This window comes from Pseudoalteromonas sp. MEBiC 03607, assembly GCF_004792295.1.
GTDB lineage: Bacteria > Pseudomonadota > Gammaproteobacteria > Enterobacterales > Alteromonadaceae > Pseudoalteromonas > Pseudoalteromonas lipolytica_C.
Genome location: NZ_SRRY01000001.1, coordinates 2,797,501 through 2,822,092, shown reverse-complemented (window position 1 = coordinate 2,822,092; position 24,592 = coordinate 2,797,501). Strand labels below are relative to the sequence as shown.

Annotated in this window: 21 protein-coding genes, 10 tRNA genes and 1 rRNA gene (1 of these 32 cut by a window edge); 22 read left to right on the top strand and 10 right to left on the bottom strand. The window is 40.4% G+C overall.

What is annotated here, in order from left to right; translation table 11 throughout:
* Window positions 1-28 precede the first annotated feature (28 nt).
* The gene (locus tag E5N72_RS12985) at window positions 29-436 is read left to right on the top strand and encodes a response regulator (RefSeq protein ID WP_276605837.1); all 408 of its coding nucleotides are present in this window, start codon (window positions 29-31) and stop codon (window positions 434-436) included.
* A gap of 8 nt (window positions 437-444) precedes the next feature.
* The gene (locus E5N72_RS12980; protein ID WP_135925330.1) at window positions 445-741 is read left to right on the top strand and encodes a PilZ domain-containing protein; all 297 of its coding nucleotides are present in this window, start codon (window positions 445-447) and stop codon (window positions 739-741) included.
* Here E5N72_RS12980 and E5N72_RS12975 read toward each other — a convergent pair.
* Complete coding sequence (locus E5N72_RS12975) at window positions 738-1,928, bottom strand: class I SAM-dependent methyltransferase (protein ID WP_135925327.1); 1,191 nt, start codon at window positions 1,926-1,928, stop codon at window positions 738-740. The genes E5N72_RS12980 and E5N72_RS12975 overlap by 4 nt on opposite strands.
* 135 nt (window positions 1,929-2,063) lie before the next feature.
* On the opposite strand from E5N72_RS12975, the gene E5N72_RS12970 reads away from it, so the two are divergent.
* A complete protein-coding gene (locus E5N72_RS12970; RefSeq protein WP_135925325.1) occupies window positions 2,064-2,711 on the top strand; it encodes an HD domain-containing protein in 648 nt (215 codons plus the stop codon).
* Between the two features lies 1 nt (window position 2,712).
* On the top strand, window positions 2,713-3,105 hold the full coding sequence (locus E5N72_RS12965) for a VOC family protein (RefSeq protein WP_135925323.1): 393 nt from the start codon (window positions 2,713-2,715) through the stop codon (window positions 3,103-3,105).
* A gap of 16 nt (window positions 3,106-3,121) precedes the next feature.
* Here the strand turns inward: E5N72_RS12965 and E5N72_RS12960 are convergent, their stop codons facing one another.
* Together E5N72_RS12960 and E5N72_RS12955 are read right to left on the bottom strand one after the other, a co-directional pair.
* Window positions 3,122-4,111, bottom strand: a complete 990-nt coding sequence (locus tag E5N72_RS12960; RefSeq protein WP_135925320.1) for a two-component system response regulator — start codon at window positions 4,109-4,111, stop codon at window positions 3,122-3,124.
* Window positions 4,108-7,437 (bottom strand): PAS domain S-box protein, encoded by a 3,330-nt coding sequence (locus E5N72_RS12955; protein ID WP_135926291.1) that lies wholly within the window; start codon window positions 7,435-7,437, stop codon window positions 4,108-4,110. Before E5N72_RS12955 ends, E5N72_RS12960 begins: the two co-directional genes overlap by 4 nt.
* Window positions 7,438-7,573: 136 nt before the next feature.
* Between E5N72_RS12955 and E5N72_RS12950 the strand changes: the two genes are divergently transcribed.
* Window positions 7,574-8,644 (top strand): GGDEF domain-containing protein, encoded by a 1,071-nt coding sequence (locus E5N72_RS12950; RefSeq protein WP_135925317.1) that lies wholly within the window; start codon window positions 7,574-7,576, stop codon window positions 8,642-8,644.
* Here the strand turns inward: E5N72_RS12950 and E5N72_RS12945 are convergent.
* Window positions 8,641-9,621, bottom strand: coding sequence for an ion channel (locus E5N72_RS12945; protein WP_135925315.1), 981 nt, complete (start codon window positions 9,619-9,621; stop codon window positions 8,641-8,643). The two genes, E5N72_RS12950 and E5N72_RS12945, sit on opposite strands and share 4 nt — an antisense overlap.
* Window positions 9,622-9,722: 101 nt before the next feature.
* On the opposite strand from E5N72_RS12945, the gene E5N72_RS12940 reads away from it, so the two are divergent.
* The gene (locus E5N72_RS12940) at window positions 9,723-10,403 is read left to right on the top strand and encodes a SprT family zinc-dependent metalloprotease (RefSeq protein ID WP_135925312.1); all 681 of its coding nucleotides are present in this window, start codon (window positions 9,723-9,725) and stop codon (window positions 10,401-10,403) included.
* A gap of 39 nt (window positions 10,404-10,442) precedes the next feature.
* Here the strand turns inward: E5N72_RS12940 and E5N72_RS12935 are convergent.
* Window positions 10,443-10,527, bottom strand: a tRNA-Tyr gene (locus tag E5N72_RS12935).
* 44 nt (window positions 10,528-10,571) lie between these two features.
* Window positions 10,572-10,656, bottom strand: a tRNA-Tyr gene (locus E5N72_RS12930).
* 112 nt (window positions 10,657-10,768) lie between these two features.
* On the opposite strand from E5N72_RS12930, the gene E5N72_RS12925 reads away from it, so the two are divergent.
* Entirely contained in the window at window positions 10,769-11,284 is a 516-nt protein-coding gene (locus E5N72_RS12925; protein WP_135925310.1) for a VC2046/SO_2500 family protein, read from the top strand.
* A gap of 157 nt (window positions 11,285-11,441) precedes the next feature.
* Window positions 11,442-11,741 (top strand): DUF6172 family protein, encoded by a 300-nt coding sequence (locus E5N72_RS12920; protein WP_135925308.1) that lies wholly within the window; start codon window positions 11,442-11,444, stop codon window positions 11,739-11,741.
* Window positions 11,742-11,801: 60 nt separating this feature from the next.
* Here E5N72_RS12920 and E5N72_RS12915 read toward each other — a convergent pair whose 3' ends face one another.
* From E5N72_RS12915 to E5N72_RS12905, 3 genes are all read right to left on the bottom strand, one after another.
* On the bottom strand, window positions 11,802-12,197 hold the full coding sequence (locus E5N72_RS12915) for a hypothetical protein (RefSeq protein ID WP_235383619.1): 396 nt from the start codon (window positions 12,195-12,197) through the stop codon (window positions 11,802-11,804).
* Window positions 12,198-12,389: 192 nt separating this feature from the next.
* Complete coding sequence (gene cysK / locus E5N72_RS12910) at window positions 12,390-13,358, bottom strand: cysteine synthase A (RefSeq protein WP_135925303.1); 969 nt, start codon at window positions 13,356-13,358, stop codon at window positions 12,390-12,392.
* Window positions 13,359-13,552: 194 nt separating this feature from the next.
* A complete protein-coding gene (locus tag E5N72_RS12905) occupies window positions 13,553-15,886 on the bottom strand; it encodes a carbohydrate binding family 9 domain-containing protein (RefSeq protein WP_135925301.1) in 2,334 nt (777 codons plus the stop codon).
* A gap of 215 nt (window positions 15,887-16,101) precedes the next feature.
* Between E5N72_RS12905 and E5N72_RS12900 the strand changes: the two genes are divergently transcribed.
* The 13 genes from E5N72_RS12900 (at window position 16,102) to E5N72_RS12840 (ending at window position 22,029) form a co-directional block, all read left to right on the top strand.
* Window positions 16,102-17,253 (top strand): dicarboxylate/amino acid:cation symporter, encoded by a 1,152-nt coding sequence (locus E5N72_RS12900; protein WP_135925298.1) that lies wholly within the window; start codon window positions 16,102-16,104, stop codon window positions 17,251-17,253.
* 106 nt (window positions 17,254-17,359) lie between these two features.
* Window positions 17,360-18,010, top strand: a complete 651-nt coding sequence (gene uvrY / locus E5N72_RS12895) for a UvrY/SirA/GacA family response regulator transcription factor (protein WP_054553647.1) — start codon at window positions 17,360-17,362, stop codon at window positions 18,008-18,010.
* An 8-nt stretch (window positions 18,011-18,018) separates the two neighbouring features.
* Entirely contained in the window at window positions 18,019-19,842 is a 1,824-nt protein-coding gene (gene uvrC, locus E5N72_RS12890; RefSeq protein WP_135925296.1) for an excinuclease ABC subunit UvrC, read from the top strand.
* 42 nt (window positions 19,843-19,884) lie between these two features.
* Window positions 19,885-20,430, top strand: a complete 546-nt coding sequence (gene pgsA, locus E5N72_RS12885; protein WP_062566986.1) for a CDP-diacylglycerol--glycerol-3-phosphate 3-phosphatidyltransferase — start codon at window positions 19,885-19,887, stop codon at window positions 20,428-20,430.
* A gap of 139 nt (window positions 20,431-20,569) precedes the next feature.
* Window positions 20,570-20,645: transfer RNA gene (locus tag E5N72_RS12880), tRNA-Gly, on the top strand.
* A 12-nt stretch (window positions 20,646-20,657) separates the two neighbouring features.
* Window positions 20,658-20,731, top strand: a tRNA-Cys gene (locus E5N72_RS12875).
* A 34-nt stretch (window positions 20,732-20,765) separates the two neighbouring features.
* A tRNA-Leu gene (locus tag E5N72_RS12870) sits at window positions 20,766-20,852 on the top strand.
* A gap of 60 nt (window positions 20,853-20,912) precedes the next feature.
* Window positions 20,913-20,988 (top strand) — tRNA-Gly (locus E5N72_RS12865).
* A gap of 39 nt (window positions 20,989-21,027) precedes the next feature.
* Window positions 21,028-21,114, top strand: a tRNA-Leu gene (locus tag E5N72_RS12860).
* Between the two features lie 19 nt (window positions 21,115-21,133).
* A tRNA-Gly gene (locus tag E5N72_RS12855) sits at window positions 21,134-21,209 on the top strand.
* Between the two features lie 18 nt (window positions 21,210-21,227).
* Window positions 21,228-21,301, top strand: a tRNA-Cys gene (locus E5N72_RS12850).
* Between the two features lie 35 nt (window positions 21,302-21,336).
* Window positions 21,337-21,423: transfer RNA gene (locus tag E5N72_RS12845), tRNA-Leu, on the top strand.
* A 159-nt stretch (window positions 21,424-21,582) separates the two neighbouring features.
* Window positions 21,583-22,029 carry a hypothetical protein gene (locus tag E5N72_RS12840; protein ID WP_135925293.1) on the top strand — a complete coding sequence of 149 codons (447 nt, stop codon included), beginning with the start codon at window positions 21,583-21,585 and terminating at the stop codon, window positions 22,027-22,029.
* A 17-nt stretch (window positions 22,030-22,046) separates the two neighbouring features.
* On the opposite strand, the gene E5N72_RS12835 is transcribed toward E5N72_RS12840, so the two are convergent.
* Window positions 22,047-23,465, bottom strand: a complete 1,419-nt coding sequence (locus tag E5N72_RS12835) for a sodium:alanine symporter family protein (RefSeq protein WP_135925291.1) — start codon at window positions 23,463-23,465, stop codon at window positions 22,047-22,049.
* 649 nt (window positions 23,466-24,114) lie between these two features.
* Between E5N72_RS12835 and E5N72_RS12830 the strand changes: the two genes are divergently transcribed.
* A 16S ribosomal RNA gene (locus tag E5N72_RS12830) occupies window positions 24,115-24,592 on the top strand (it continues 1,063 nt past the right edge of the window).

Sequence of the window (24,592 nt, the reverse complement as noted above, 5' to 3'; positions counted from 1 at the left end):
GTGACTACTAAAAGGAGAGAGTGTGGGCATTGAAAAGGAAAGACCGATTTCTATTCCTGAGCGCAGCATAAATCGGCCTCAACAAACTATCTTAATTGTTGATGATGAATATTTTAATTATGAGATGCTCAAAGCAAGTTTAGGAAATGAGTTTTCGCTAAGTTACGCGAGTTCAGGGGCCTCTTGCTTAACATCGGCTATTGCTGAGCCCCCTGATGCAATCCTTTTAGATGTATGTATGCCTGGCCTTGATGGTTATGACACGTGTCGATTATTAAAAAATACACCTGAAACAGCAAAAATTCCTGTGGTTATGGTGTCTGGACTTGAGACAGAGCTTGAGAAAAAAGCGGGTTTTGATGCCGGATGTGACGCCTATGTAGTGAAGCCATTTTCTGTTAAAACACTTATTGAGAAAATAAAAACACTGGTATAGGAGGCCATATGTTTCATGAGGAGAAACGTGACTTTCGCCGTATGCAAATTCACACCCCCGCAAAGTTAATTCCGCTAGAAGGCGGAGAGGGCAAAGAAGTTGCTGCAATTTGTACAGATTTAAGTGCCACAGGGTTAGCTGTGCAGCTTGATGATGTATTAGAAATAGGTAGCTTGTATCGAGTGTTAATTGCTTCTACAAGTACAGCAATTACTTCATTTGATGCAACAGCCCGTGTGATACGAGCAACCAAGGAGCAAGATGGCTCCTTGAGTGCCGGTTTAGAAATTGTAAATTTTAACTAGTAAACCTTACAGATCAGGCCTTTCAGATAAAAGCCTTCTGGGTAGCTGCCAGCAATTGGGTGGTCGGCAGCTTGGTTTAGTCGCTCCATGATCAATAAGTCTTTACCTGCATCAAGGGCAGCATCCGCAACCACTTTTTGAAATAAGTTTTGTTCCATTAATCCAGAGCACGAGAAGGTGAGTAAGGTTCCACCTGGTTTTAAGATTTGCATCGCAATCATATTGATATCTTTATAACCACGACACGCACCCGTTAATTGCGCTTTGTTGTCAGCAAATTTTGGTGGATCCATAACGATAGTATCAAATTGCACACCTTCATCACGGTATTGGCGTAATAACTTAAAGACATCTTGCTTCACAAAATCAACTTTAGATAAATCGAGGTTGTTGTGCTCAACGTTACGCTTAGCAGTATCAAGCGCTGGCTGTGACACATCTACGTTAGTAACGTGCTTACAGCCACCACGTAACGCATAAAGCGAGAAAGTACCTGTGTAGCTAAAGCAGTTTAATACTGTTTTGTCTTTAACAAAGCGCTCAAGAGCAGCACGACTATCACGTTGGTCTAAATAAAAGCCTGTTTTGTGGCCTTCAATAATGTCTACTTCGAGTTTAAGGCCATTTTCTTCGATGATGACAGGTTCTGTTGGTTCCTTACCCCAAAGTAGGCCCTTGATTGGCTCAAGACCTTCTTTAGTGCGAACATCAACATCTGATCGTTCATAAATATCGCAACCTGGGAAAATAGCCATCAGTGCAGCAACAATTTCACCTTTATGGCGTTCTGCACCGGCACTTAGTAGTTGACAAACAAGTACATTATCAAATTTATCGATAGTAATACCGGGAAGGTAATCAGACTCAGCAGCACTTAAACGAAAACCGGTTAAACCGCCTTCGCTGATCACCTGCTCGCGGGCTGCATAGGCACGGCGCAAACGTTTTTCAAAGAATGCTTGGTCAATGATTTCGTTTTGATCGAAGCTCCATACGCGAGCGCGAATTTGCGATTGCGGACTGTAAGCAGCAATGGCTAAAAACTTACCGTCATTGTCATAGATAGTGACAGTATCCCCTAGTCCTGGCTTACCTTTTACTTTTTTAATGGCTTTTGAGAACACCCATGGGTGTTTTCTTTTTAATGATTTTTCTCGTCCAGCTTGCAGGTAAATAGCAGATGACATAGGGATTCTCGCGTCAAACAAAAGGGGGCATAGTTTAATGAAGCACTGGCAAACATACAATGAATGTTTTGAACAAATCCAGTAAGCACGCTAAAGTAAGCATAATTTCAATTAGTTAATGGTAATAGCCTGTATATGCAGCCAGAAATAGACTTTGCAGCTTTAGAAACTCAGTGTCGAGATTTTATTATGTCTTTACTCCATGCCGATGTCGCACACGATATAAGTCATATCGAGCGTGTTGTGAGGGTTGCAAAACAGTTATGTATTGCCGAGCAGGCAGAAATGGCAGTAGTGTTACCAGCTGCTTGGTTACATGATTGTGTTGCGGTTGCAAAAAATCACCCAGACCGTGCAAAAGCATCGACTATGGCCGCAGACAAAGCGTTGAGTTTTTTAGCCTCAATTCATTATCCTGAGCAGTATTTTAGCGCAATTCATCATGCTATTGCGGCACATAGTTTTAGTGCCAATATCAAAGTACAAAGCGTCGAAGCGCAAATAGTGCAAGATGCTGATCGAATGGATGCATTAGGCGCAATTGGGGTAAGCCGCTGTATGAAAGTAGGGGGCTCAATTGGTCGCTACCTGTATCATAAAGACGATCCATTTTGTTTAAACCGCGAACCAGACGATACAAAATATACCCTCGATCATTTTTTCATTAAGTTGTTACACATCAGCGAGAGTATGAACACGCCATCAGCAAAGGATGAGGCTAAACGACGCACAGAATACATGCTCGCATTTTTAGAACAGTTGAAAACTGAGATAGGGGAGTAACATGGCTATTCCGTCACTATCTGGAGTTGATCACTGCCATTTAAATGTTGATGATTTAGCGGCTGCAGTAAAGTGGTATCAACAAGTACTTGGTTTTAGTGTGGTACCTGAACTCGCTTTTTGGGATGAAGGAAAAGGCCCTTTAACTTTAGAAGATCAAGCAAAGACGATTCGTTTGGCGCTATTTGAAGCAGAAGGCACAAGTAAAGGAATTGCCTTTGGCGCAGATGCAGCACAGTTTTTAGCGTGGCTTGAGCATCTAGCTCAATTTGATATTAAAACCGTTGTTGCAGATCATGGTGTTACTTACTCAATGTATTTTAAAGACTGTGCAGGTAACAGCCATGAAATTACTTCTCACGATTATGAAGCAATTAAAAAAGGCCTCAAATGAGGCCTTAAATACACTATTAGTTGCTGTAAGTGTTTTTGATTTCTATGATGCTGTCTATTTGACCGATAAATAAATCTATAAGTTGTGGGTCAAAATGCTTACCGGCTTCGTCTTTCAATAAGTCGATGGCTTCTTCAACTGACCAGGCTTTTTTGTAAGGGCGCTTCGACGTCAATGCATCAAATACATCTGCAATTGTGACAATACGTCCTTCAATACTGATCTCTTCGCCTTTAAGGCCATACGGGTAACCTGTACCATCCCATTTTTCATGGTGTTCAAGCGCAAGCTTATGAGCGAGCTGTAATAATGGCGAACTTGAGTTTTCTAGAATTTTAGCGCCAATGAGAGCATGTTGTTTCATATGCTCATACTCTTGCTCATTTAAACGTCCTGGTTTTAAAAGAACAGCATCAGGAATTCCTATCTTGCCGATATCATGCATAGGCGCTGCTTGCCTAAGCTGCTCTGCTTCATGCTCACTCATACCATAGGCAAGTGCTAATATTTTACTGTAACGGCTCATACGAGAAATGTGCTCGCCAGTGTCGGTGTCTTTGTATTCTGCGGCGCGGCCTAAGCGTTGGATCAAATCAATATGCGCCAGTTGTAACTGTTCAGCATGAACTAACGATAGATGGTTTTTTACACGAGCCTTTACAATCGCAGGGCTAATTGGTTTGGTAATATAATCGACTGCACCAAGGGCAAAGCCTTCAGATTCATCTTGCTCATGAGAGAGCGCGGTGACAAAAATGACTGGAATATGCGCTGTTTTGGGGTTTGCTTTTAATACTTTACAGACTTCAAAACCAGTCATATCTGGCATCATGATATCCAGTAAAATTAGCTTTGGTGGTTCATTTTCAACAAGCTGCAATGCAAGCTCGCCAGACTTAGCAAATGATAGCCGGTAATCTTTAGCGAGCACTTCTCTGAGCACTTTGAGGTTTGCAGGTTCGTCGTCGACTACAAGAATTCTTTCACGTTCTGAAACGGGAGTCATTTGTGTTCCTTAGCAGCTAAGAGGCATTGCTTTAACTCAGTTAAAGCCTGCATCGCTGCATCAAAATCAAAATTATCAAAATGCGCACAAATTTCAACAACCCTGTCTTTATACTCCGCTGGAGCCTCTGTTTGAACAAGGTTTAATAGTTCATCGTCTATTTCTGCGTGTTCAGCTTGCGTGAGCAGTTTATTAACTTTAGCTATTAATGCGCCTATGGGAATAGCGTGCTCCAGCGGTTGATCAACTTTTGACTGGTTAAGGTCCCCAAGCTGAGAGTAAAGAATACGCCATTCTTGTTCACACTCGTCAATCAGTGCAGCAAAGCTATCCTTTTCACGCTCTTTTTCAGCTAAAGTCAGTAGGTCTAATAATTTTGCAAGTGCTAAATTCCCAGCAACACCTTTTAATGTATGTAAAATTGATTTTTGCTCTGCTTCGCTGAGTGTGGATCCCTTAAGTCGTAGAATACTATGTTGGTGGTTAGCTAGGAATAAGCCAATTTCAGTATTTAGCTTTTCTTTCGAACCCCACAATAACACCCCTTTATCGTAGTTTATGTGTTTTTTATCATTACTTTCGTAGTAATCATGGGTAGTACTAATGTCTAAACCAAGTACTTTGGCTATTTCATGATTTAGTTGACTAATGTCCACAGGTTTATTCGCAAAGCCATTCATGCCAGCTTCTTTAGTTGTCAACTTATCTTGTTGAAGAACGCTTGCGGTGAGGGCGATAATTGGCGTAACCTTTAGTTGTTGTATTTGCTCTAATTCCCGTATCTTCTTACACGCGGTTAAACCATCACACTCAGGCATATGAATATCCATTAAAATGACATCGAAAGTTTGCTTTTCGAACGCTGCAATAGCCTCAAAACCATTGCTAGCGGTTGTGATAGTATGACCTGCCTGCGATAACAAGATTTTAAGTAGCTCGATATTTTGCTCAATATCGTCAACAACTAAAATTCGCAAAGGTGGTAAGGTGAGCTTACTGTGATTAAGCATATCAACTTGTTTTGCATCTCCCTCTTGTAAGGGGAGCGTGAAATAAAAACAACTACCTTGTCCTTCATCGCTAATTACATTGATAGTCCCACCCATTAATTCAACTAATTGCTTGCTGATAGTCGTACCAAGACCTGTGCCTCCAAAACGTCGAGTCATTGTGCCATCAGCTTGCTCAAATGGTTGAAAAATAGCATTTAAACGGTGTTTAGCAATACCAATACCTGTGTCTTTAATTTCAAAGAAGAGTTGATTATTTTGTGTTTTACTGACGCTGACTGTCACAGAGCCTTGCTCTGTAAACTTGATAGCATTGCCTAGCAAGTTATTCATAACTTGGCGAATACGTATTTCATCACCGATATAAACAGGTGCAACATCGTCGTTGATCTTCAGATCAAGCAGTAAATTTTTTCGCTTTGCTTCAAGCCAAAAAGTAGAAACGATGTTATCGAGCAGTGTCTGTAAATTAAAATGCTCAAGTTGTATGTCGAGTTTGCCCTTTTCTAACTTAGCGGAATCTAATACTTCATTAAGCAAGTGCAGTAATGAGCGTGCTGACTTATTAACGGTAATAATATGCTTTTGCTGTTCTTTACTTAATGGGCTATCCATTAAAATATCACTAAAGCCAATAATAGCATTCATAGGTGTGCGAATTTCATGACTCATATTTGCCATAAATGATTGCTTCGCATGAGCCGCAGCCTCAGCTTCTTGCTTTGCTTGCTTTAGTGATTCTTCATATTCATGACGAGCCGTGATATCGATTAATACACCATCAATGCACTTTTTATCAGTATCGACAGTTTCGTTTACTAATCCTTGCTCTAGTAGCCAGATAATCTTACCGTTGCGATGGCGAATGCGATATTCAACGGCGTATTGAGTGTTGTTTACTGCAGCATTTGAGATAATTTCATTAATAGATTGTTTATCATCGCCATGAATGATTTGCTCAAAATTAATTCGACCTGAAACAAACTCATCAGGGCTGTATCCCGTTAAATCTAAAACGCTGGGGCTAATAAACAGCATGCTCCAGTTTTCGTCTAATAGGCACCGAAATACAGCACCCGGCATATTATCCATTAAGGTGCGGTATTGTTTCTCTTTTTCTTCAAGACTTTGCTGCAAAGCACGCTGTTCTGTTAGATCAGTAATAAAACCGACAAACAGTGGCTCTTTGTCTGGTTGTTTTACTTCGCCAAGCCCTAACCGGATAGGAAATAAGTGCCCATGCTTGTGTTTAGCATAAACATTTCGGTTTACCCCGATGATTTTTTTAACTTCATGATTACTGCTATTTGATAAGTAGTCATCATGTTGAGCTGCAATATCATCATTCATTAGTATTTTTACATTTTTGCCTAACACTTCGTGTTGCTGCCAGCCAAAAATGTTCTCTGCTGCTTTATTAAAGCTCAATATCACTCCTTTGATGTTGATAGTCACAATACCATCAACAGCAGTGCTTAAAATGGCTTCTAGACGAGATTCTTCTGCAGACTTTTCAGCGAGTAGCAAGCGAAAACGCACCATACCGTTAAATATTCCGACTAGAGTGGTAAGTAATACGGTGGCGAATGAGACGCTAATTGCAATAAAAACCAGCTGCGATGTTTGGACATTTTCAGATAGCAGAGGGGATGTGGCTACAAACCGAGTTGCAGCCATACCCATGTAATGCATTCCTGATACTGCAAAACCAAATATAATGGCGCAAATAAGGCGATTTTGGAGCGCTGATAGTGCCTTGAAGTGATCACTCAAATGAAAACGTGAATACAACCCGATAAAAGATAAAAGGACAGCAACAATTATGGAGGCTGAAAACCAGCTAGGGTCATAGCGAAGTAGAGGGCTCATCTCCATTGCAGCCATGCCTGTATAGTGCATTGTGCCAATACCTGCTCCAAGTAAAACTGATCCCAAGGCCAATTTAATTGCACGCGGGATACCCGACATATAATGGCGCCTGAAGATTGAAAAGCATATGTAACAAGCTAGAAATGCCGGTAAGAAGGATAAAAACGTGAGTGTGGGGTCGTAATTAACTGTGGTACACAGAGAAAAAGCGAGCATACCGATAAAATGCATACTCCATATCCCACCAGACATTACTAATGCGCCCGTTGCACTGCCTAACCTTTGGTACGAGATAAACTCAGTCTTGTTTGCTAAATCTATAATATAAAGTGAAAAATAGGCGGCAAAAATAGCTGTTGCGATTGAAAGCGTCACTAATGTGGGGTCGTAGAGCCCATTAACAATTAAGCTGGGATTTTGATCGGTTATAAAAAACGTATTTATCATCATATTTATTCGTCACTGCCTTTATAACTAGTCTAATATAAATTGTTAGTTATTTTGAGAAAATACTCTAACTAAACTTCGTAGGTTTTAATTCCTTGGCTATATTTAGTTAAAAAGGAGTATTTTGAGGTGGTAAATGCGTAGAACTGAACAGACTTTAGTAGACCAAATGAAAATTAATGACGTTGAAATTCAGCACAGAATGAGTTTACTGGGGCTCACTTCGAAAAGTTTATCATCACTAATTAATTACAAACCAATTATTGAATCAGCGATTGAAGATGTGGTGAGTGATTTTTATAAAAAGCAAACAGAAGTCGATGAAATATCATTGTTAATTGGTGATGCCGATACATTAACCCGATTAAGAGATGCGCAGCGTCAATATATTATTGATTTATTTTGTGGTCGCTATGAGCATGAATATGTCAACAATAGACTAAGAATTGGTATGGTTCACAAACGTATTGGGGTAGAACCTAAACTCTATTTGTCGGCAGTTTGTACGCTTAAAGAACTGATCTTTGATGTGCTTAGAGATAAGATTAGTGACCACACTGAATTACAACAAACTCTAACGGTTATTGATAGATTAATTTATTTTGATACTACCTTAGTGTTTGATACTTACATAGATAGCTTAGTTGGAGAGATTGAGAACGCAAAACGTCGAACAGAAGTCTACGCAAAAGGACTTGAAGAAAAGGTCGCACAACGAACTCAAGAGCTTGAAAAGCTGGCTAAACTAGACCCTCTCACGAACCTTTATAATCGACGCGTAATGCAAGAGCTTTTACAGCGTGACTTAGCAAGAGCTCGGCGCCATAAATCACCGCTTACAATTGTCTATTTTGACTTAGATGACTTTAAATCAATCAACGATACGCAAGGCCATCAAAAAGGCGATGAAGTTCTCAAGTACATAGGCCAATATTTGTTGGAAAATATTCGTGAAATAGACGTTCCATGTCGTTACGGCGGTGATGAATTTTGCATCATTTTGCCAGATTGTGAAGTTGCTAGCGCAACCCATATCTGTGAAAAGCTAATAGGTATTTTTGAGGAGCAGTATCCGGAATTACATTTAAGTGTTGGCATAATCGCAGCCCCACTTGATAGCACTGTTGATGCAGAAGAACTAATTAACCGAGCAGATAAAAAAATGTATCAAGCTAAAAAGCACGTTGGTTCATACATTATGCTTTAGCGAGTCATACGTTTTACGAATACAACCACAAACAAAGCGAGAGAAAAACTACCACAAAATGCTTCTAATGCAGCAATAAATCGTGAAAAACCTATTGGAGTTATATCTCCGTATCCAAGCGTTGTGAATGTTACTACACTAAAGTAAAAACTATTCAATAAGGCAGATAAGTTGTCTTGCCAAGTGTTCTCAAGGCTAAGTTGCAAAATTGTATCGCTATAGCTGACACCGAATAGAAAGTAACAAATTGCGCAGCAGATTATCAGCGAAAGGCTAAAGCGAATAACGTTTTCAGGCTTTTCACCATACCCACAAAGCATATCAATAAAACTCGACGTAATTTGTTTTGTTGATCCTTTTGGATATTGGGCATGGCGCATTCTAAGCTCTTTATAAGTAAAGTTGCCAGCCAGTTCAAAAAGTCCTTGGTTTTCAGATGCCTTCCTTAAGTTTCGATATATCTCTTCGGATTGTTCGAACAAGTCACGAGCTTCATCATACTGTCTATTTTTGCGAGCTTTAATGGCCTGTGCTTCTTGCAGTAAATGCTCGCCTAAGTCGATATTGTCAATACGACTATCATTAAACTTAACCCCTAATAAGTTTGTATTCTTTAAATCGCAATAATGTAAGCTGGCATCGTGAAGATTTGCTTTCATTAATGAGGCGTTAGCGATTTTGTTATTAAAAAGGTGTGCGCCTGATAGGTTTGCTCGATAAAAGTTACAGTAGGATAGGTCATATCCCTCCTCATCATCCTGCTTAATAAGATTAAGACCACTGAGGTTAGCGCGCTTTAGCTGTAACCCATGCAGTAAACCGCCTTTTTTCGCATAACGCTCTAATTTCTGGGTTAGATCTAGTCCTGACTTATCAAACTTACTATCGTGCCAAAAACAGAATCCAGACCCCATATCGGTTTCCAAGCATTTCTTTCCTGAAGGCGAGGTATAACTACAACAAGGTTTATCAGACATAAACATGAAAATTATTTGTTGGTCATCTTTATAGATTAGCAGTTATTTTACAGGGTAAAATGGAATCCATACTTTTTATTAATTGAATTGGCTTATATTTGTTGAACTACACCCTAAAGCGCAGTAAACGCAGAACCACAGTGGCAATTAAAGTTGCTGAACAGAAACTCACTGTTTATGCGCCTTTTTATGTTCCACAAACTGAGATTGATGCCTGGTTAAAGACCAAGCAAGATTGGGTCGATGAACAAATTGCCAAACAATCCATTCATGCTGAACGCCGCCAACTTCCTCTTGTAAACGCGGCGATTAAGTTATTTGGACAAAATGTGCCGATAGTATTTGCTAAAGGCACTAAAAGCACTTGGCAACAAGATGCACAGTGTCGGCTTATTTTATCTATTTCATCACGGGTCAAACATCAAGAAGCAAACTATTTAGCACTGCTCGAGCAGTTTTTACACGAAAAGCTAGAGAGTTATATCGAAATGCGTGTTCATGATTATTGTTTGCAGATGTCTGAAGCTCTGCCCACAAAACTTAAAATTCAACATTATAAACGTCGTTGGGGAAGTTGTAATAAGCGTCGAGAGCTGACCTTTAATTTACATTTAGCGAGTGCACCGACATGGGTGATTGATTATGTGGTTGTACACGAACTTGCTCATCTTAAACATATGAATCACAGTGCTAAGTTTTGGCAACGTGTTAGACAGTTTTATCCAGACTATAAAAACGCTGAGCAATGGTTGAAACAAAATGGAAGTAGTTTGAGTTGGTAGCGATAAGCTAGAAAGAGTAAAGCTAGAAAGAGTAAAGAGTGGTGGAGGGAGCTGGATTCGAACCAGCGAAGGCTGAGCCGTCAGATTTACAGTCTGATCCCTTTGGCCGCTCGGGAACCCCTCCACACAGATTTTACTATTGCATTTGGCCCCACTACCAGAAGGAAGTGGTGGAGGGAGCTGGATTCGAACCAGCGAAGGCTGAGCCGTCAGATTTACAGTCTGATCCCTTTGGCCGCTCGGGAACCCCTCCAATGCAACGGCGCTGATAATAGCAAACTGGTTATTTAAGTAAAGAAAAAAACTAAAGAAAATTGGATTAATGCCGATAACTGATTAATCTGGAATCTATTTGGCTAAAGTCTATGCAAGTTGATGGTTTGTTGCTCAATGAGAGTCAACTCGATAATCGTCTTAATAAAAGTGTTCATGAACATCGCTCTGGTGAGTTTGCATTATTATTAGCAATGCTCTCACATGACGCACTTGATTTTAGTCAATTTCATCTACCTAAAACAGAAATAAGTAATCCTCACGTTTCAGAAGAGGTACTTAGAGCCCAGTTAGGGGCAGGTCCTGAGCAATCATTAGCACCAGAGCAATTTGATATGTTGATTGGTCAAGATAATGCTCTTCGATTACTTCAAGGTGGTCTTTCAGACATTCGCTTACGTCATTGTTTAGCACCTGAGCCATTGCATGTTCGAGATGATAAAAATCACATTCCACTAGAAGTGATAGACAATTGTGAGCCCGCAGTAAGAAAACGCTACCTTGATAAAAATCAACCAACTGAGCGTGCCCAAATTGACGCTGCAGCTTTTTACGATAGCTTAACAGAAGATGCTATTCATCAACCTTTGCATTTAATTTCAGCCTAATTGATTAACTACATTGTCACATAAATAAATTAATCTACACTTTAATAAGTAAATTCAAGCAACATAAGAAAAAATACAGCTAATTTTTTATGGCCTTGTTATACTGTGTGCCTATGGCTTAGCGCCATTGTCATTGAACCAAGCTATTAGGACTATAATGAAGAAGACATTCACGCTTAACCACGAGAAGATTAAGTACCCTCGCATGGTTGATGCAGCCAAACACGAAGTAAAAAAATATTTGAAACGTGAGCGTAATAAAACACTCCCAGCTGGTGCTGATTATTGGGCATTTGACTGTAAGTTTGGTGAATCAGCGGATGAAGCCGAAGTTGTTCACGTAGCAGAGATTAATAAATGTATTAGTGATATTGAAGCCAAAGGCTTAACATCGTTTTATGTTGAGATCTTAGCGCGTCCTGCACAGCGTCAACACCAAGAATTTGATGAAGAGTAATTTATACACGGAATCAAAAAATGGGCCTTTTTAGGCCCATTTTTACTTTAAGATAACTATCTATCGAGCAAATGGATCGGCGTTAATCTTTTCTATATACCAATTACCTTTTTTGCGGATCATTTTTACACTGCGCATATCATCCACTTTTTTACCGTTGAAGTAACCCGTAAAGATTAAATTAATATTAGCCTTATCACCGTACTGTTCACGTAAACTCATATTGGTCATATCAACTTCAATTACAACTTCGTCGTATTGCATGTTAATTAGGTTACGAGCGAATTGGTTTGCGGTGCCATAAGACTTCATAATGCGAGCCATTTTTGGAGTTGCGTATTCCATGGCTTGATTTAAATCGTTTTGGTTATACAGTGCATCAAAATAAAGCGTGGCTGTGTTGCCTGGGGTATTTTTTTCGCCCTGAGGTGACTCTTCAGAGCCACAACCCAACATTAAGCAACTACTCAATAGAGCAAAAATTAAGAGTACGTTTTTCATTATGCTTTGATTTGCTAGATTAAATAATTTTAAGTGTGTGACTAAATGACTGAGATGTAAAGTTAACTTAGTAAAATTGTGGGATTTATTTTTGCTTGGTAATAAAAAAGGATGCCTTGGCATCCTTTCTTAAATTAACTGCACTCGTTATTGAACTAACTCTTTTTCACTGAATTCTTCAGCAAATAATGGGCTAGATAAGTAACGCTCAGTAGCACTTGGTAAAATAACAACGATGTTTTTACCCGCATTTTCAGGTTTTTCAGCAAGGCGTTTTGCAGCAACCACTGCAGCACCAGACGAAATACCTACTAAAATACCTTCGTTTTTCATAAGCTCGTGAGCCATTGCAATTGCATCTTCATTTGATACTTGCTCAGCGGCATCAACAACTTCTAAATCAAGGTTGCCTGGGATGAAGCCAGCACCGATACCTTGGATTTTATGAGGACCCGGTTTAATTTCTTCACCAGCTAAGGTTTGGCTAATAACTGGAGAATTAGTTGGCTCAACAGCAACAGATTGCACGTTTAGGCCTTTCTCGAGTTTCAAATAACGGCTAACACCGGTAATAGTACCACCCGTACCAACACCTGCTACGAAGATGTCGATTTTACCGTCCATTGCTTCATAGATTTCAGGACCCGTTGTTTCAAAGTGAATTTTTGGGTTAGCTGGGTTTTCGAATTGTTGTAAAAGAATATATTTTCCAGGCTCGCTTGCTTGAATTTCTTTTGCTTTTTCAATCGCGCCATTCATACCTTTAGCGCCATCAGTTAAAACTAGGTTAGCACCTAACGCTTTTAATAGTTTACGACGCTCTAGGCTCATCGTATTAGGCATAGTCAGGGTTAATTTATAGCCACGAGAAGCTGCTACAAACGCAAGTGCAATACCTGTGTTGCCAGAAGTCGGCTCGATTAACTCTTTGTCTTTAGTTAATACGCCTGACTTTTCTGCTTCCCAGATCATTGAAGCGCCAATACGGCATTTAACACTAAAGCTTGGGTTACGTGATTCTACTTTAGCAAAAACATTACCTGAGGTTACGCGGTTAAGCTTTACAATCGGTGTATTACCAATTGTTAATGAATTATCTTCAAAAATGTTAGACATAGTGTTCCCTTGGAAGCAATTTATTCAATCGTGATCAACTAGCTTAGGCTATTGATCTGTAATAGTCACACTTTACTGTGACTATTAAAAAACGAAAGTAAAGTTTGGCTATAACATATAGCGAATAGGCTTATAGCATTTAGTAATAAGGTGGGAAAAGAAGGGCGCGCACCGAAAGGTGCGCTAATGGAGTCTTAAAGTAACCAAGCGTAGCTAAATTTAGCAAATAGGGTACGCTGCTCTTTAGTTATCGATGAAAGTTCATCATCTTGATAGCCATTATCAGAGTAACCTGCAAAGAATACTGTTTGCGGGTTCAGTTTGTAAGAATACAATAACTGGGTGGCTAACTTTTTATATTGGCTATCTACATCATCAATGTAATTAGCTTGATTACGTTCTAAATCGGTATAAATGACTGCAAGGCGTAAAAAGCTATTCACGTTAAACTGGTAAGTTAACCGCACATCACTTAAATTTGCGGTAAATACTTCGCTTCCATCTGCTTCCAGTTGCTCATAAGTATGACGTAAACGTACTTCAAAATGTTTACCAAGGTTCATATTCAGTACCGGGCGTATATGAAACTTATCACCAGTGCGGTTATTGGCTAAGTCAACGGCATTACCTGTATACATATATAAAGAAGCAAAGACCCCAGCGGTTGGTTTAAAATCACTGTAAAAGCCAACGCCATTTTCGCTAAATAAATCAGTGTTGCCGTCTATATCTAAACGTGATTTATCGTGTCGAAGACCTGTACGGTTTCGGTGTTCAACAGAGACTTCAAAAAAGCTTTGTAATGGGCCGCTGACAGAAAAGCTGGTTTGTGCTTCTTTTTCAAGAAGTTCATTATTTTCGTTGTGGGTAATATCCCAATCGGCATACAGGTTAGCGCGGTTCCACCAATTACCTTTATCACCATACCAGCGGTATTCGCCACCTGTAGTAAACTTTTTAAAATCAACTTGCGAGATAAAACCTAAGTCAGCTCTTAAATCAGCATCGCGATAATTATAGTCAGCAAATGCACGCCAGTACTTCTCATCATGTTGATACTTAACATAGTAGCCAGTACCCGATTGTTGTTCTTTACTTAAAACACGAAGTACACCTTCGTTATAGTCGCAATCACTATTTAATTCACAAATTACTTGCTCAGGTTGTAAACAGTTATCACCATCACATAACTCGCCAATAAAATCCTGACTGTATTGCGTTTGTGACTTTAATACTTGTACTAGGAAAACATCGTTCACTGTTGGTTTGTATTTACTATCAATACTATAAACCGTGTTTTTATAATCATCACTTTGTCTGTGAGTTGCTGTTGAACCAAGTGATAACCCTGATTCAAAGTCGTATCGGTATCGCAGAGCACCGTTTTCACTTTTCTCGTCAAGGGCGACAAGAGATGAACCTAAATTGCCCGGGATCAACACATTGGTTTGCGTATCATTGGCAATAAAACCGGCAAATGTATGGCCATTTTTGCTACCTGTGATCTTGGTTCCATAATCTGGTTGGGCAATATTACGGGTATGAATAAGGTTAAGTGTTGATGCAAAGTAGTCAGCGTTATCTAAAAAGAAGGCACGCTTTTCTGGGAAGAACAAGCTGAAATTATTATTCACACTCAATTGAGCAACATCCGCTTCAACCTGTGAAAAGTCAGGGTTAATCGTCGCATTTAAGGTAATATCTGGGGTGATCCCCCATTTAACATCCAGGCTGGCTTCAGTATTGTTCTCTGACTCCCAATCAGCCACTTGTGCGCCATCGATATCACGAGTCTCATTTTTGCCAAGCACCACAGATGGAATAATCGCCACGTTATTGCCTTGCTTTGCTTGTTCAAAACCTTGGTAACTTGGCATTTGGCAAATCCAACAATTGTTACCATGGTCAATTTGCATATTTGAGATACGCAAACGTTCACTACGCGGTAAAAATCGTAAAAACTCCATCGCCATCGTTTTGGTTGCTACGCTGTCGTCAAAATTCAATACGCGTAAGGGAATAGCCACTTCTACTGTGTAGCCTTTATCGTGAATAACACCAACACTATCCCAAATACCGTCCCATGATGAGCTTTCATGTTTAGTCAGTTCGTTTTCTATCGAGTCTTGTTGTACGCCAAGTGGGTTAATAAAAAACTGATAAGCTAATTGAGCATTATTGTATGAATCAATTTTCAGCCCCACTAAGTCATCATCCCATGCTGCATCACGATCACGATAGAAAGCGCGAATTAGTTCTGGATTTGGGTCGTTTGCTTCAAAGCCAATAAATAACGTCTCGCCATCTTCATAGACATAGGCGTGTGTGGTCACTGGGCTTTTGCTGTTTTCATAAGGCCATGTGACATTATCAATCGTGATTTTTTTTGCGTGTTGCCAACTTGGTTCATTTAGCTTTCCGTCAATTGTTGCTTGTTCCGCAACAAAAGGGAGGGTGATGGGTTGGCTGGTGGCCAAGGAAGTAAAAGGTGTGCTCAGTAGAGCGGCACTTAATATAGATTTATACATAAGAACTACACGGGTATTCAAAATTGCGAGCATGTTATTAACTTGCAACTTTGTTAACAAATGCAACGCGATAGGACGCATATATTTACGTTCAAATTAGATTCTGCGAAGCTGTGGTGGTAATTTGCGCAGTTAAACGTTAATTTGGCTGTTTTATAACAAAAGTAAACTAAAACGTGGTAAAAGGTTACCACCTAAAAATTGAAGTGATCGTTATGAATTTAATTCTAAAATTAATTGCTGGTATTGTTGCCGGTATTTTAGTGGGCTTGTATGTGCCGCTAACAGGTGTTGAACTCCTCTATACAGTAAAAGAAATAATAGGTCAGTTGATCACCTTTACCATTCCACTGATTATTTTATTTTTTATCGCATCTGGTATTGCTGGCTTACCAAAAGGTTCTGGCCACTTACTTGGCAAAACTGTCGGTTTTGCTTATGGGTCAACGATTATTGCTGGAACCTTAGCGTTTTTATTAGTCAGCGCCATGATCCCATTGTTTGATGGGGGCTTAACGTTCGAAGCTGAAGTAGCTACAGAAGTGGGCAGCTTTATTGATTTAGAAATTCCACCACTTATGAGCGTAATGACGGCGTTAGCTGCGGCTTTCATTTTTGGTATTGGTATGAGCCAAATGCAACTTGATATGTTGAAGAAAGTTTCTGATCAGGGTCGTGATGTAATTGATGGCTTATTAGCAAAGGTTATTATTCCAGCATTACCGTTTTATATTGCCGGTGTATTTGCAGAGATGACAGTCGCTGGCACTGTGGTAGATACGCTGCAAACATTTGGTATTGTATTACTTGCAGCATTGATCATGCATTGGTTATGGCTAACCGTTTTATATGTCTCAACGGGACTTTTATTAAAAAGAAACCCATTAGAGCTTGTAAAAAATATGCTACCCGCTTACTTTACTGCTTTAGGTACAATGTCGAGTGCAGCAACAATTCCTGTATCGCTGCGCTCAAGTAAAGCTAATAATGTAAAAGAAGATGTTGCAAACTTTACAGTGCCGTTATGTGCAACCATCCATTTATCGGGTTCAACAATTACCATTGTGACATGTGCAATGGCAGTGATGTTCTTATCACCGAATATGGATGTACCATCACTATTTGGTATGTTGCCATTTATTATGATGTTAGGTGTTGTCATGATTGCAGCTCCTGGAGCGCCGGGTGGTGCGGTTATGTCGGCATTAGGACTATTAACAAGTATGCTTGGTTTCAATGAAGGCGCAGTGGCATTAATGATTGCACTTTATTTAGCACAGGATAGTTTTGGTACAGCTTGTAATGTTACAGGTGATGGTATTATTGCGCTGTGGGTTGATCGTTTTAGCGAGAAAAACGCCGCATAAAATGATGAGTGAAACAATAATTTGATTTATTGTTTCACTCATTCTGTGCTAATGTGGCACATTAAATTTACACAAGCATGTATTTGGGTTATTTGAGGGTGTTCCATTGATTAATGTACTTTTAGTTGATGACCATGAGCTTGTACGGACAGGTATCAGACGTATACTTGATGATGTTCGTGGTTTTAAAGTGGTTGGTGAAGCTAAAACCGGTGAAGAAGCGGTGCAATTTTGCCGTCAACATTCGCCTGATATCGTGTTGATGGACATGAACATGCCAGGTATCGGTGGTTTAGAGGCAACTAAGAAAATCTGTCGTTATTGCCCTGATGTAAAAATTATCGTGCTGACGGTGCATTGTGAAGATCCATTCCCAAGCAAAGTGATGCAAATCGGAGCTCATGGTTATCTAACTAAAGGTGCCGGCTCTGATGAAATGGTTAACGCTATTCGTGCTGTAAATGCCGGCCAACGTTATATCGCGCCTGAAATTGCTCAGCAAATTGCCCTTGCACAGGTAAGCGGACGCACAGACGAAAATCCGTTTCAGAGTCTTTCTGAGCGTGAACTGCAAATTATGCTGATGATCACCAAAGGTGAAAAGGCACAAGACATAGCAGAGCGTTTGAACCTAAGTTCTAAAACAGTGAATAGCTATCGCTATCGCATGTTTGAAAAGCTAAATGTGGGTGGTGATGTTGAACTTACGCATTTAGCAATACGTCACAAAATGATCGACATTGATAGTTCGCATTAATTTGCTCAATGTCTGATTTCGAACCAGCCCGTTTTCTTAAAACACTATCAAGTGAGCCCGGTGTCTACCGAATGCTTGATAGTGAAGGGCAAGTTATTTATGTCGGTAAGGCTAAAAATCTAAAAAAGCGCGTAACTAGTTACTTTCGCAGTAATGTAACTGATAGTAAAACACGTGTCTTAGTAAGCAATATTTGCGGTATCGAAGTCACCCTGACTAACACAGAGACCGAAGCCTTATTACTTGAAAACAACTTAATAAAAAAATATCAGCCTCGCTACAACATTTTACTGCGCGATGATAAATCATACCCTTATATTCTTTTAACTGATCACAAACACCCGCGACTCGCTTTTCATCGTGGTAGTCGTAAAATCAAAGGCGAGTATTTTGGTCCATTCCCAAGTGCAGGGGCGGTATCTGAAAGCCTGCGTTTAATGCAAAAAATCTTTCCGGTTCGCCAATGTGAAGATGCCTATTACCGAGCTCGAAGTCGTCCATGTTTACAATATCAGTTAAAACGTTGCTCAGCGCCGTGTGTTAATAAAATTACCGATGAAGAATATCAACAAGAAGTCGATTTTGTACGTAAGTTTTTGTTGGGCAAATCTCATGAAGTCATTGCCGATTTAGTTACTAAAATGGAGCAAGCAAGTAAAGAGCTTAAATTTGAGCTCGCTGCAAAAGTACGCGACCAAATTATGTTACTTCGGAAAATGCAGGAACAGCAATCGATTTCCGGTAACCATGCCGAAATGGATGTGGTTGGCTTTGCGCATTTAAATGGTTTAAATGCGGTTCACTTATTAATGATCCGCGATCATAAGGTACTTGGTAGCAAAACCTATTTCCCCAAAGTGCCCAAAGACTCTGGGCAAGAAGAGATTTTAACTTCCTTTTTAGGCCAGTATTACTTAGCACCTGGTGCAACAGGGCGCATTGCCAAAGAAATAATCTTACCGTTTACAATCGAAGAGAGTGAGCCTCTAAGCGATGCACTTACGGCAATTTCTGAGCGTAAAGTGAGTTTAAAAGTCGCTAATCGCGGTGAGCGAGCTCAGTATCTTAAGCTTGCTAATAAAAATGCCCTTAACAGCATTAGTGTTAAGCAAAGCACGCAGGACTCAATTAATAAACGCTATGCACAATTAAAAGAAACATTACGTCTTGATGATATAAATCGTATGGAATGTTTTGATATTAGCCATACAATGGGTGAAAACACGGTTGCAAGTTGTGTGGTGTTTGATTCGCAAGGTCCAAATAATAAAGAGTATCGCCGTTTTAATGTTACCGGCATCACTGGCGGTGATGACTATGCTGCAATGGAATTTGCACTTAATAAACGCTACAACAAAGTAGTCGATGAAGAAAAAATTCCAGATGTCATCTTTATCGATGGGGGTAAAGGGCAATTATCTCGTGCTGAACAATATTTTGAAAACTGGCCACATAATAAAATGCCATTGCTGGTGGGTGTTGCAAAAGGCACAAGCCGAAAACCAGGTTTAGAAACGCTATTAATTGATGGTGGACGAAAAACAATACCACTTGATTCAGACGCGCCGGCACTGCATTTAATCCAACATATACGTGATGAGTCGCACCGTTTTGCTATTGCTGGGCATCGTAATAAACGTCAAAAACAACGCACGCAATCATTATTAGAAGAAATTACCGGTGTTGGACAAAAGCGCCGACAGGCATTATTAAAATATTTAGGGGGCATGCAAGGGGTAAAAGCTGCTAATATAGACCAATTAAAACAAGTTCCTGGGATCAGCCCTGAAATGGCTGAAAAGATATTTAATCATTTGCATGACAAGGCGTAGCCTTCGTGCGAATATAGTAAAAAAAGACATCTCCAAGTAGTTATGTGGAATATTCCAAACACACTCACAACCTTTAGACTTTTTCTTATCCCCATTTTTTTGGTGATATTTTATTTGCCTTTCTCATGGGCGTTTTTCGCAGCTGCGTTTGTTTTCTGGCTTGCGTCAATCACAGATATCCTTGATGGCTATCTTGCGCGTCGTTTAAATCAGTCAACGCCATTTGGTGCGTTTTTAGATCCTGTTGCTGACAAAGTAATGGTGTGTGCAGCACTGGTTGCTTTATCAAGCCATTATCAAAGTTTGTATATGACTATACCTGCATTAGTTATTATTAGCCGCGAAATCGTTATTTCTGCATTACGTGAATGGATGGCAGAGCAGGGTAAGCGTGACAATGTAGCTGTATCTAACATGGGTAAGTTTAAAACTGCGGCACAAATGCTAGCCATTATTGGTTTGATTTGGCAATTTGATACATGGATGATCTACTTAAGTTATGGTCTTTTATACGTTGCAACATTCTTAACGCTTAGTTCTATGCTGCAGTATTTAATGGCAGCATGGTCAGAATTGACCAAAAATTGATCCTAAGCGTATAATTACACACCGTTTTAGATAAAAAATAAGCAAACAGTTCAAAACTAGCATTTTTTATATTGACGCGTTTAATAATCTCTGTAGAATGCGTCCGTGTTGAGAGGGCATAGCCCCCAAGATAAAGAGAGCGGCACTAGCTCAGTTGGTAGAGCGCAACCTTGCCAAGGTTGAGGTCACGAGTTCGAGCCTCGTGTGCCGCTCCAATTATCTAATTTGGCGGAATGGCAGAGTGGCCATGCAGCGGATTGCAAATCCGTCCACCTCGGTTCGACTCCGGGTTCCGCCTCCATTCAACACTCCACGCGCTCTATGAGCAACCCGATGCCCGGGTGGTGGAATTGGTAGACACAAGGGATTTAAAATCCCTCGCTGGTAACAGCGTGCCGGTTCAAGTCCGGCCCCGGGCACCATTTTGTGGTTAACTACAATACCAAATGTAGTTATAAAAATAATATTAGAGTTAATATGATGCGGCACTAGCTCAGTTGGTAGAGCGCAACCTTGCCAAGGTTGAGGTCACGAGTTCGAGCCTCGTGTGCCGCTCCATATTAGCTTTATCCACTTGCTTTAAATAGCAAACCCGATGCCCGGGTGGTGGAATTGGTAGACACAAGGGATTTAAAATCCCTCGCTGGTAACAGCGTGCCGGTTCAAGTCCGGCCCCGGGCACCATTTTGATAAAGAAAAATTTGCGGCACTAGCTCAGTTGGTAGAGCGCAACCTTGCCAAGGTTGAGGTCACGAGTTCGAGCCTCGTGTGCCGCTCCAATTATTTGGAAGCGATAAGGCGGAATGGCAGAGTGGCCATGCAGCGGATTGCAAATCCGTCTACCTCGGTTCGACTCCGGGTTCCGCCTCCATATAATACTCCACATGCTCTTACGAGCGACCCGATGCCCGGGTGGTGGAATTGGTAGACACAAGGGATTTAAAATCCCTCGCTGGTAACAGCGTGCCGGTTCAAGTCCGGCCCCGGGCACCATTTACATAAAATACCTCTTCTCTATTTCACATATATTTCTTTTTATAATCTCATCAAATTATTTTTTTATTGCCAAAATAGCTTTATAGTTTCCTTAGTCTTTTTAAAACAGCTAACGCGTTTCAAGTTTTAATCAATAAATAGGATCAAGGAAAGATAATGGAGCAATTTAAACGTGGCTTAAATCAGTTTTGGGTGGGCGCAGTATTTGGGCTTTGTTTAGCAATCTCATTAGTACTCATTCCTGTTGCGATTATTATGTCGAACATTAACGACGTACTGAAAATTCATGAGGTGAGCGTGCTTGTCGATAAAGTATCGACTGTCTTCGATAAATCAGAACAAGCCATTAGTAATGCTAAAGCGGCGCTAACCGACTTTGATAATGACGTGGTGATGGCTATGCTCACCGCCGTGCAATCTTATCAGCAACAATCGCAGCCATTATTAACTGCAGAGCAAAAACAAGCATTAAAAGCGCAAATAAAAGAGCAGCTTGTTACACAGCTTGAATCCAAACTTAACGAACAGCAAATCACATTCATATTGTCTGTTTTTGAAAAATTAGCAAATACAAAAAAGGGAGCACAATCGCTCCCCAATTAAGTAATCACTTGGCTTGATTATTTGCGCCACGCGCCTTTAGGAATAGTTTGATCGAGCTTTTTGTTTTGCGAAGGATCGAAAGTAGGTAATTTACCTGCTTTACGTTGTGAGTTGTAATCCTTCGCAAGCCAAATAACGATACCCGAAAGCATAAATAAAGCGAAGACGTTAACAATTGCCATCAAGCCCATCGAAATATCGGCAAGCGTCCATACTAAAGGTAATTCGCCGAGCGCACCAAACATCACCATACCAAGTACTAATAATCGGAAGATCAACATGCCCGATGCATGGTTATGTTCTAAAAATAATAAATTGGTTTCCGCGTAAGAATAATTAGCAACAATCGAGGTAAATGCAAAAAACAAAATTGCAATCGCAACAAAGGTTGCTCCCCAGCTACCAACATGTTCTTCAAGGGCAGCTTGCGTCAATGCAATACCAGTCACACCTGAATCAGGTATAAGCTGTTGTGATAATAAAATAAGGGCTGCGGTTGCAGTACAAATAATAATTGTATCTACAAATACACCGAGCATTTGCACATAACCTTGTGAGGCTGGGTGCGGTGGGTTAGGTGTTGCCGTTGCAGCAGCATTTGCAGCACTACCCATACCAGCTTCATTAGAGAATAAGCCACGTTTAATACCCTGGATCATCGCCTGCATAACACCATAACCAATTGCACCAGCGCCTGCTTGCTCGATACCAAAGGCACTATTAATAACATGCATGAATACATTTGGTAGTAAATCGTAGTTCATGGCACATACATAGAGTGCAACTAGCAAATAAGCCAGCGCCATAAATGGCACAACCATTTCTGCAAAACGTGAAATAGTTTTTAAGCCACCAAAAATGATAATGCCAGACCCTAATACCAAGGCGATTCCGACAACATAGCTTGGAATCCCAAACGCAACATCAAATGCAGCAGCAATAGAGTTTGATTGAACTGCATTAAATACCAAACCAAAAGCAAGAATAAGGCAAAGAGAGAAAATGACTCCCATCCAACGTTTACCTAACCCATATTCCATATAATAAGCAGGGCCACCACGAAAGTTGCCATCTTCATCGACCGTTTTATATGCTTGGGCAAGGGTACTTTCTGCAAAACTTGTCGCCATACCTATTAATGCAATAAGCCACATCCAGAAAATTGCACCGGCACCGCCTAAATAAAGTGCAACGGCAACACCTGCCATATTACCCGTACCAACTCGCGCTGCTAAAGAAGTACAAAATGCTTGGAATGAAGAAATGCCATCGCCAGAACCTTGGCGGCTCTGAAACATCACTTTGATCATATGTGGGAATTGAGTGAATTGGATAAAACCGAGTCGAAGAGTGAAAAATAGCCCCGCAGCTATTAAAAGGTAAACCAGAATGTGACCCCAAAGGAGACTACTTATACTATTTATAATGTCTGTCATTTTTCTTGCCTTGTGAGCGAGTGGAAAATCTGCGGCGCAAGTTACCATAACAAGCGCGGAGAGTTTAGTTATTCTGCTAAAAATCATCAGTTATCCACAGTTGTTTGTGGGTAACATGTTTGCATTTGGTGGGTATCTGATTAATTTGAAAATAATCAAAAAAACCTTCAAAAAGTGCTTGCGTTAAAAGTCCATCTCCCTATAATGCGCATCCACTGACACGGCGGGCAGCAATGAAAAGCGCTGAACAAACTGACAGAGAGTTAAGTAAAACTTCGGTTTAAAACGGTCTAGAAAGAAAGTTTAAAATTAAGTGTTGACTCAAAAAATTAAGGATGTATTATACGCATCCCTCGAGACGCGAAAGCAACTCAAAACGTTCTTTAACAATATAAAGCAATCATCTGTGTGGGCACTCGTACAGATTGAGTTCTAACAGCAGATTCTAGTTCGCTAGATGACGCAAACAAATTTAGAGTCTCAATTGAACTGAGTGACCATATGTTATTAAAAGATTCAGCCTTGAGCTGTTTTGATTTTACTTTTTCAAAAGTGAAAATAATAACGCACAGTCAATTCGATATCGAAAGATATCAAAATTCAGAATTCATTGAGCATGGTTTGAAGTTTACTTCAAACAAAAAACTTTTAATTGAAGAGTTTGATCATGGCTCAGATTGAACGCTGGCGGCAGGCCTAACACATGCAAGTCGAGCGGTAACAGAGAGTAGCTTGCTACTTTGCTGACGAGCGGCGGACGGGTGAGTAATGCTTGGGAATATGCCTTATGGTGGGGGACAACAGTTGGAAACGGCTGCTAATACCGCATGATGTCTACGGACCAAAGTGGGGGACCTTCGGGCCTCACGCCATAAGATTAGCCCAAGTGGGATTAGCTAGTTGGTGAGGTAATGGCTCACCAAGGCGACGATCCATAGCTGGTTTGAGAGGATGATCAGCCACACTGGGACTGAGACACGGCCCAGACTCCTACGGGAGGCAGCAGTGGGGAATATTGCACAATGGGCGCAAGCCTGATGCAGCCATGCCGCGTGTGTGAAGAAGGCCTTCGGGTTGTAAAGCACTTTCAGTAAGGAGGAAAGGTTAAGTGTTAATAGCACTTAGCT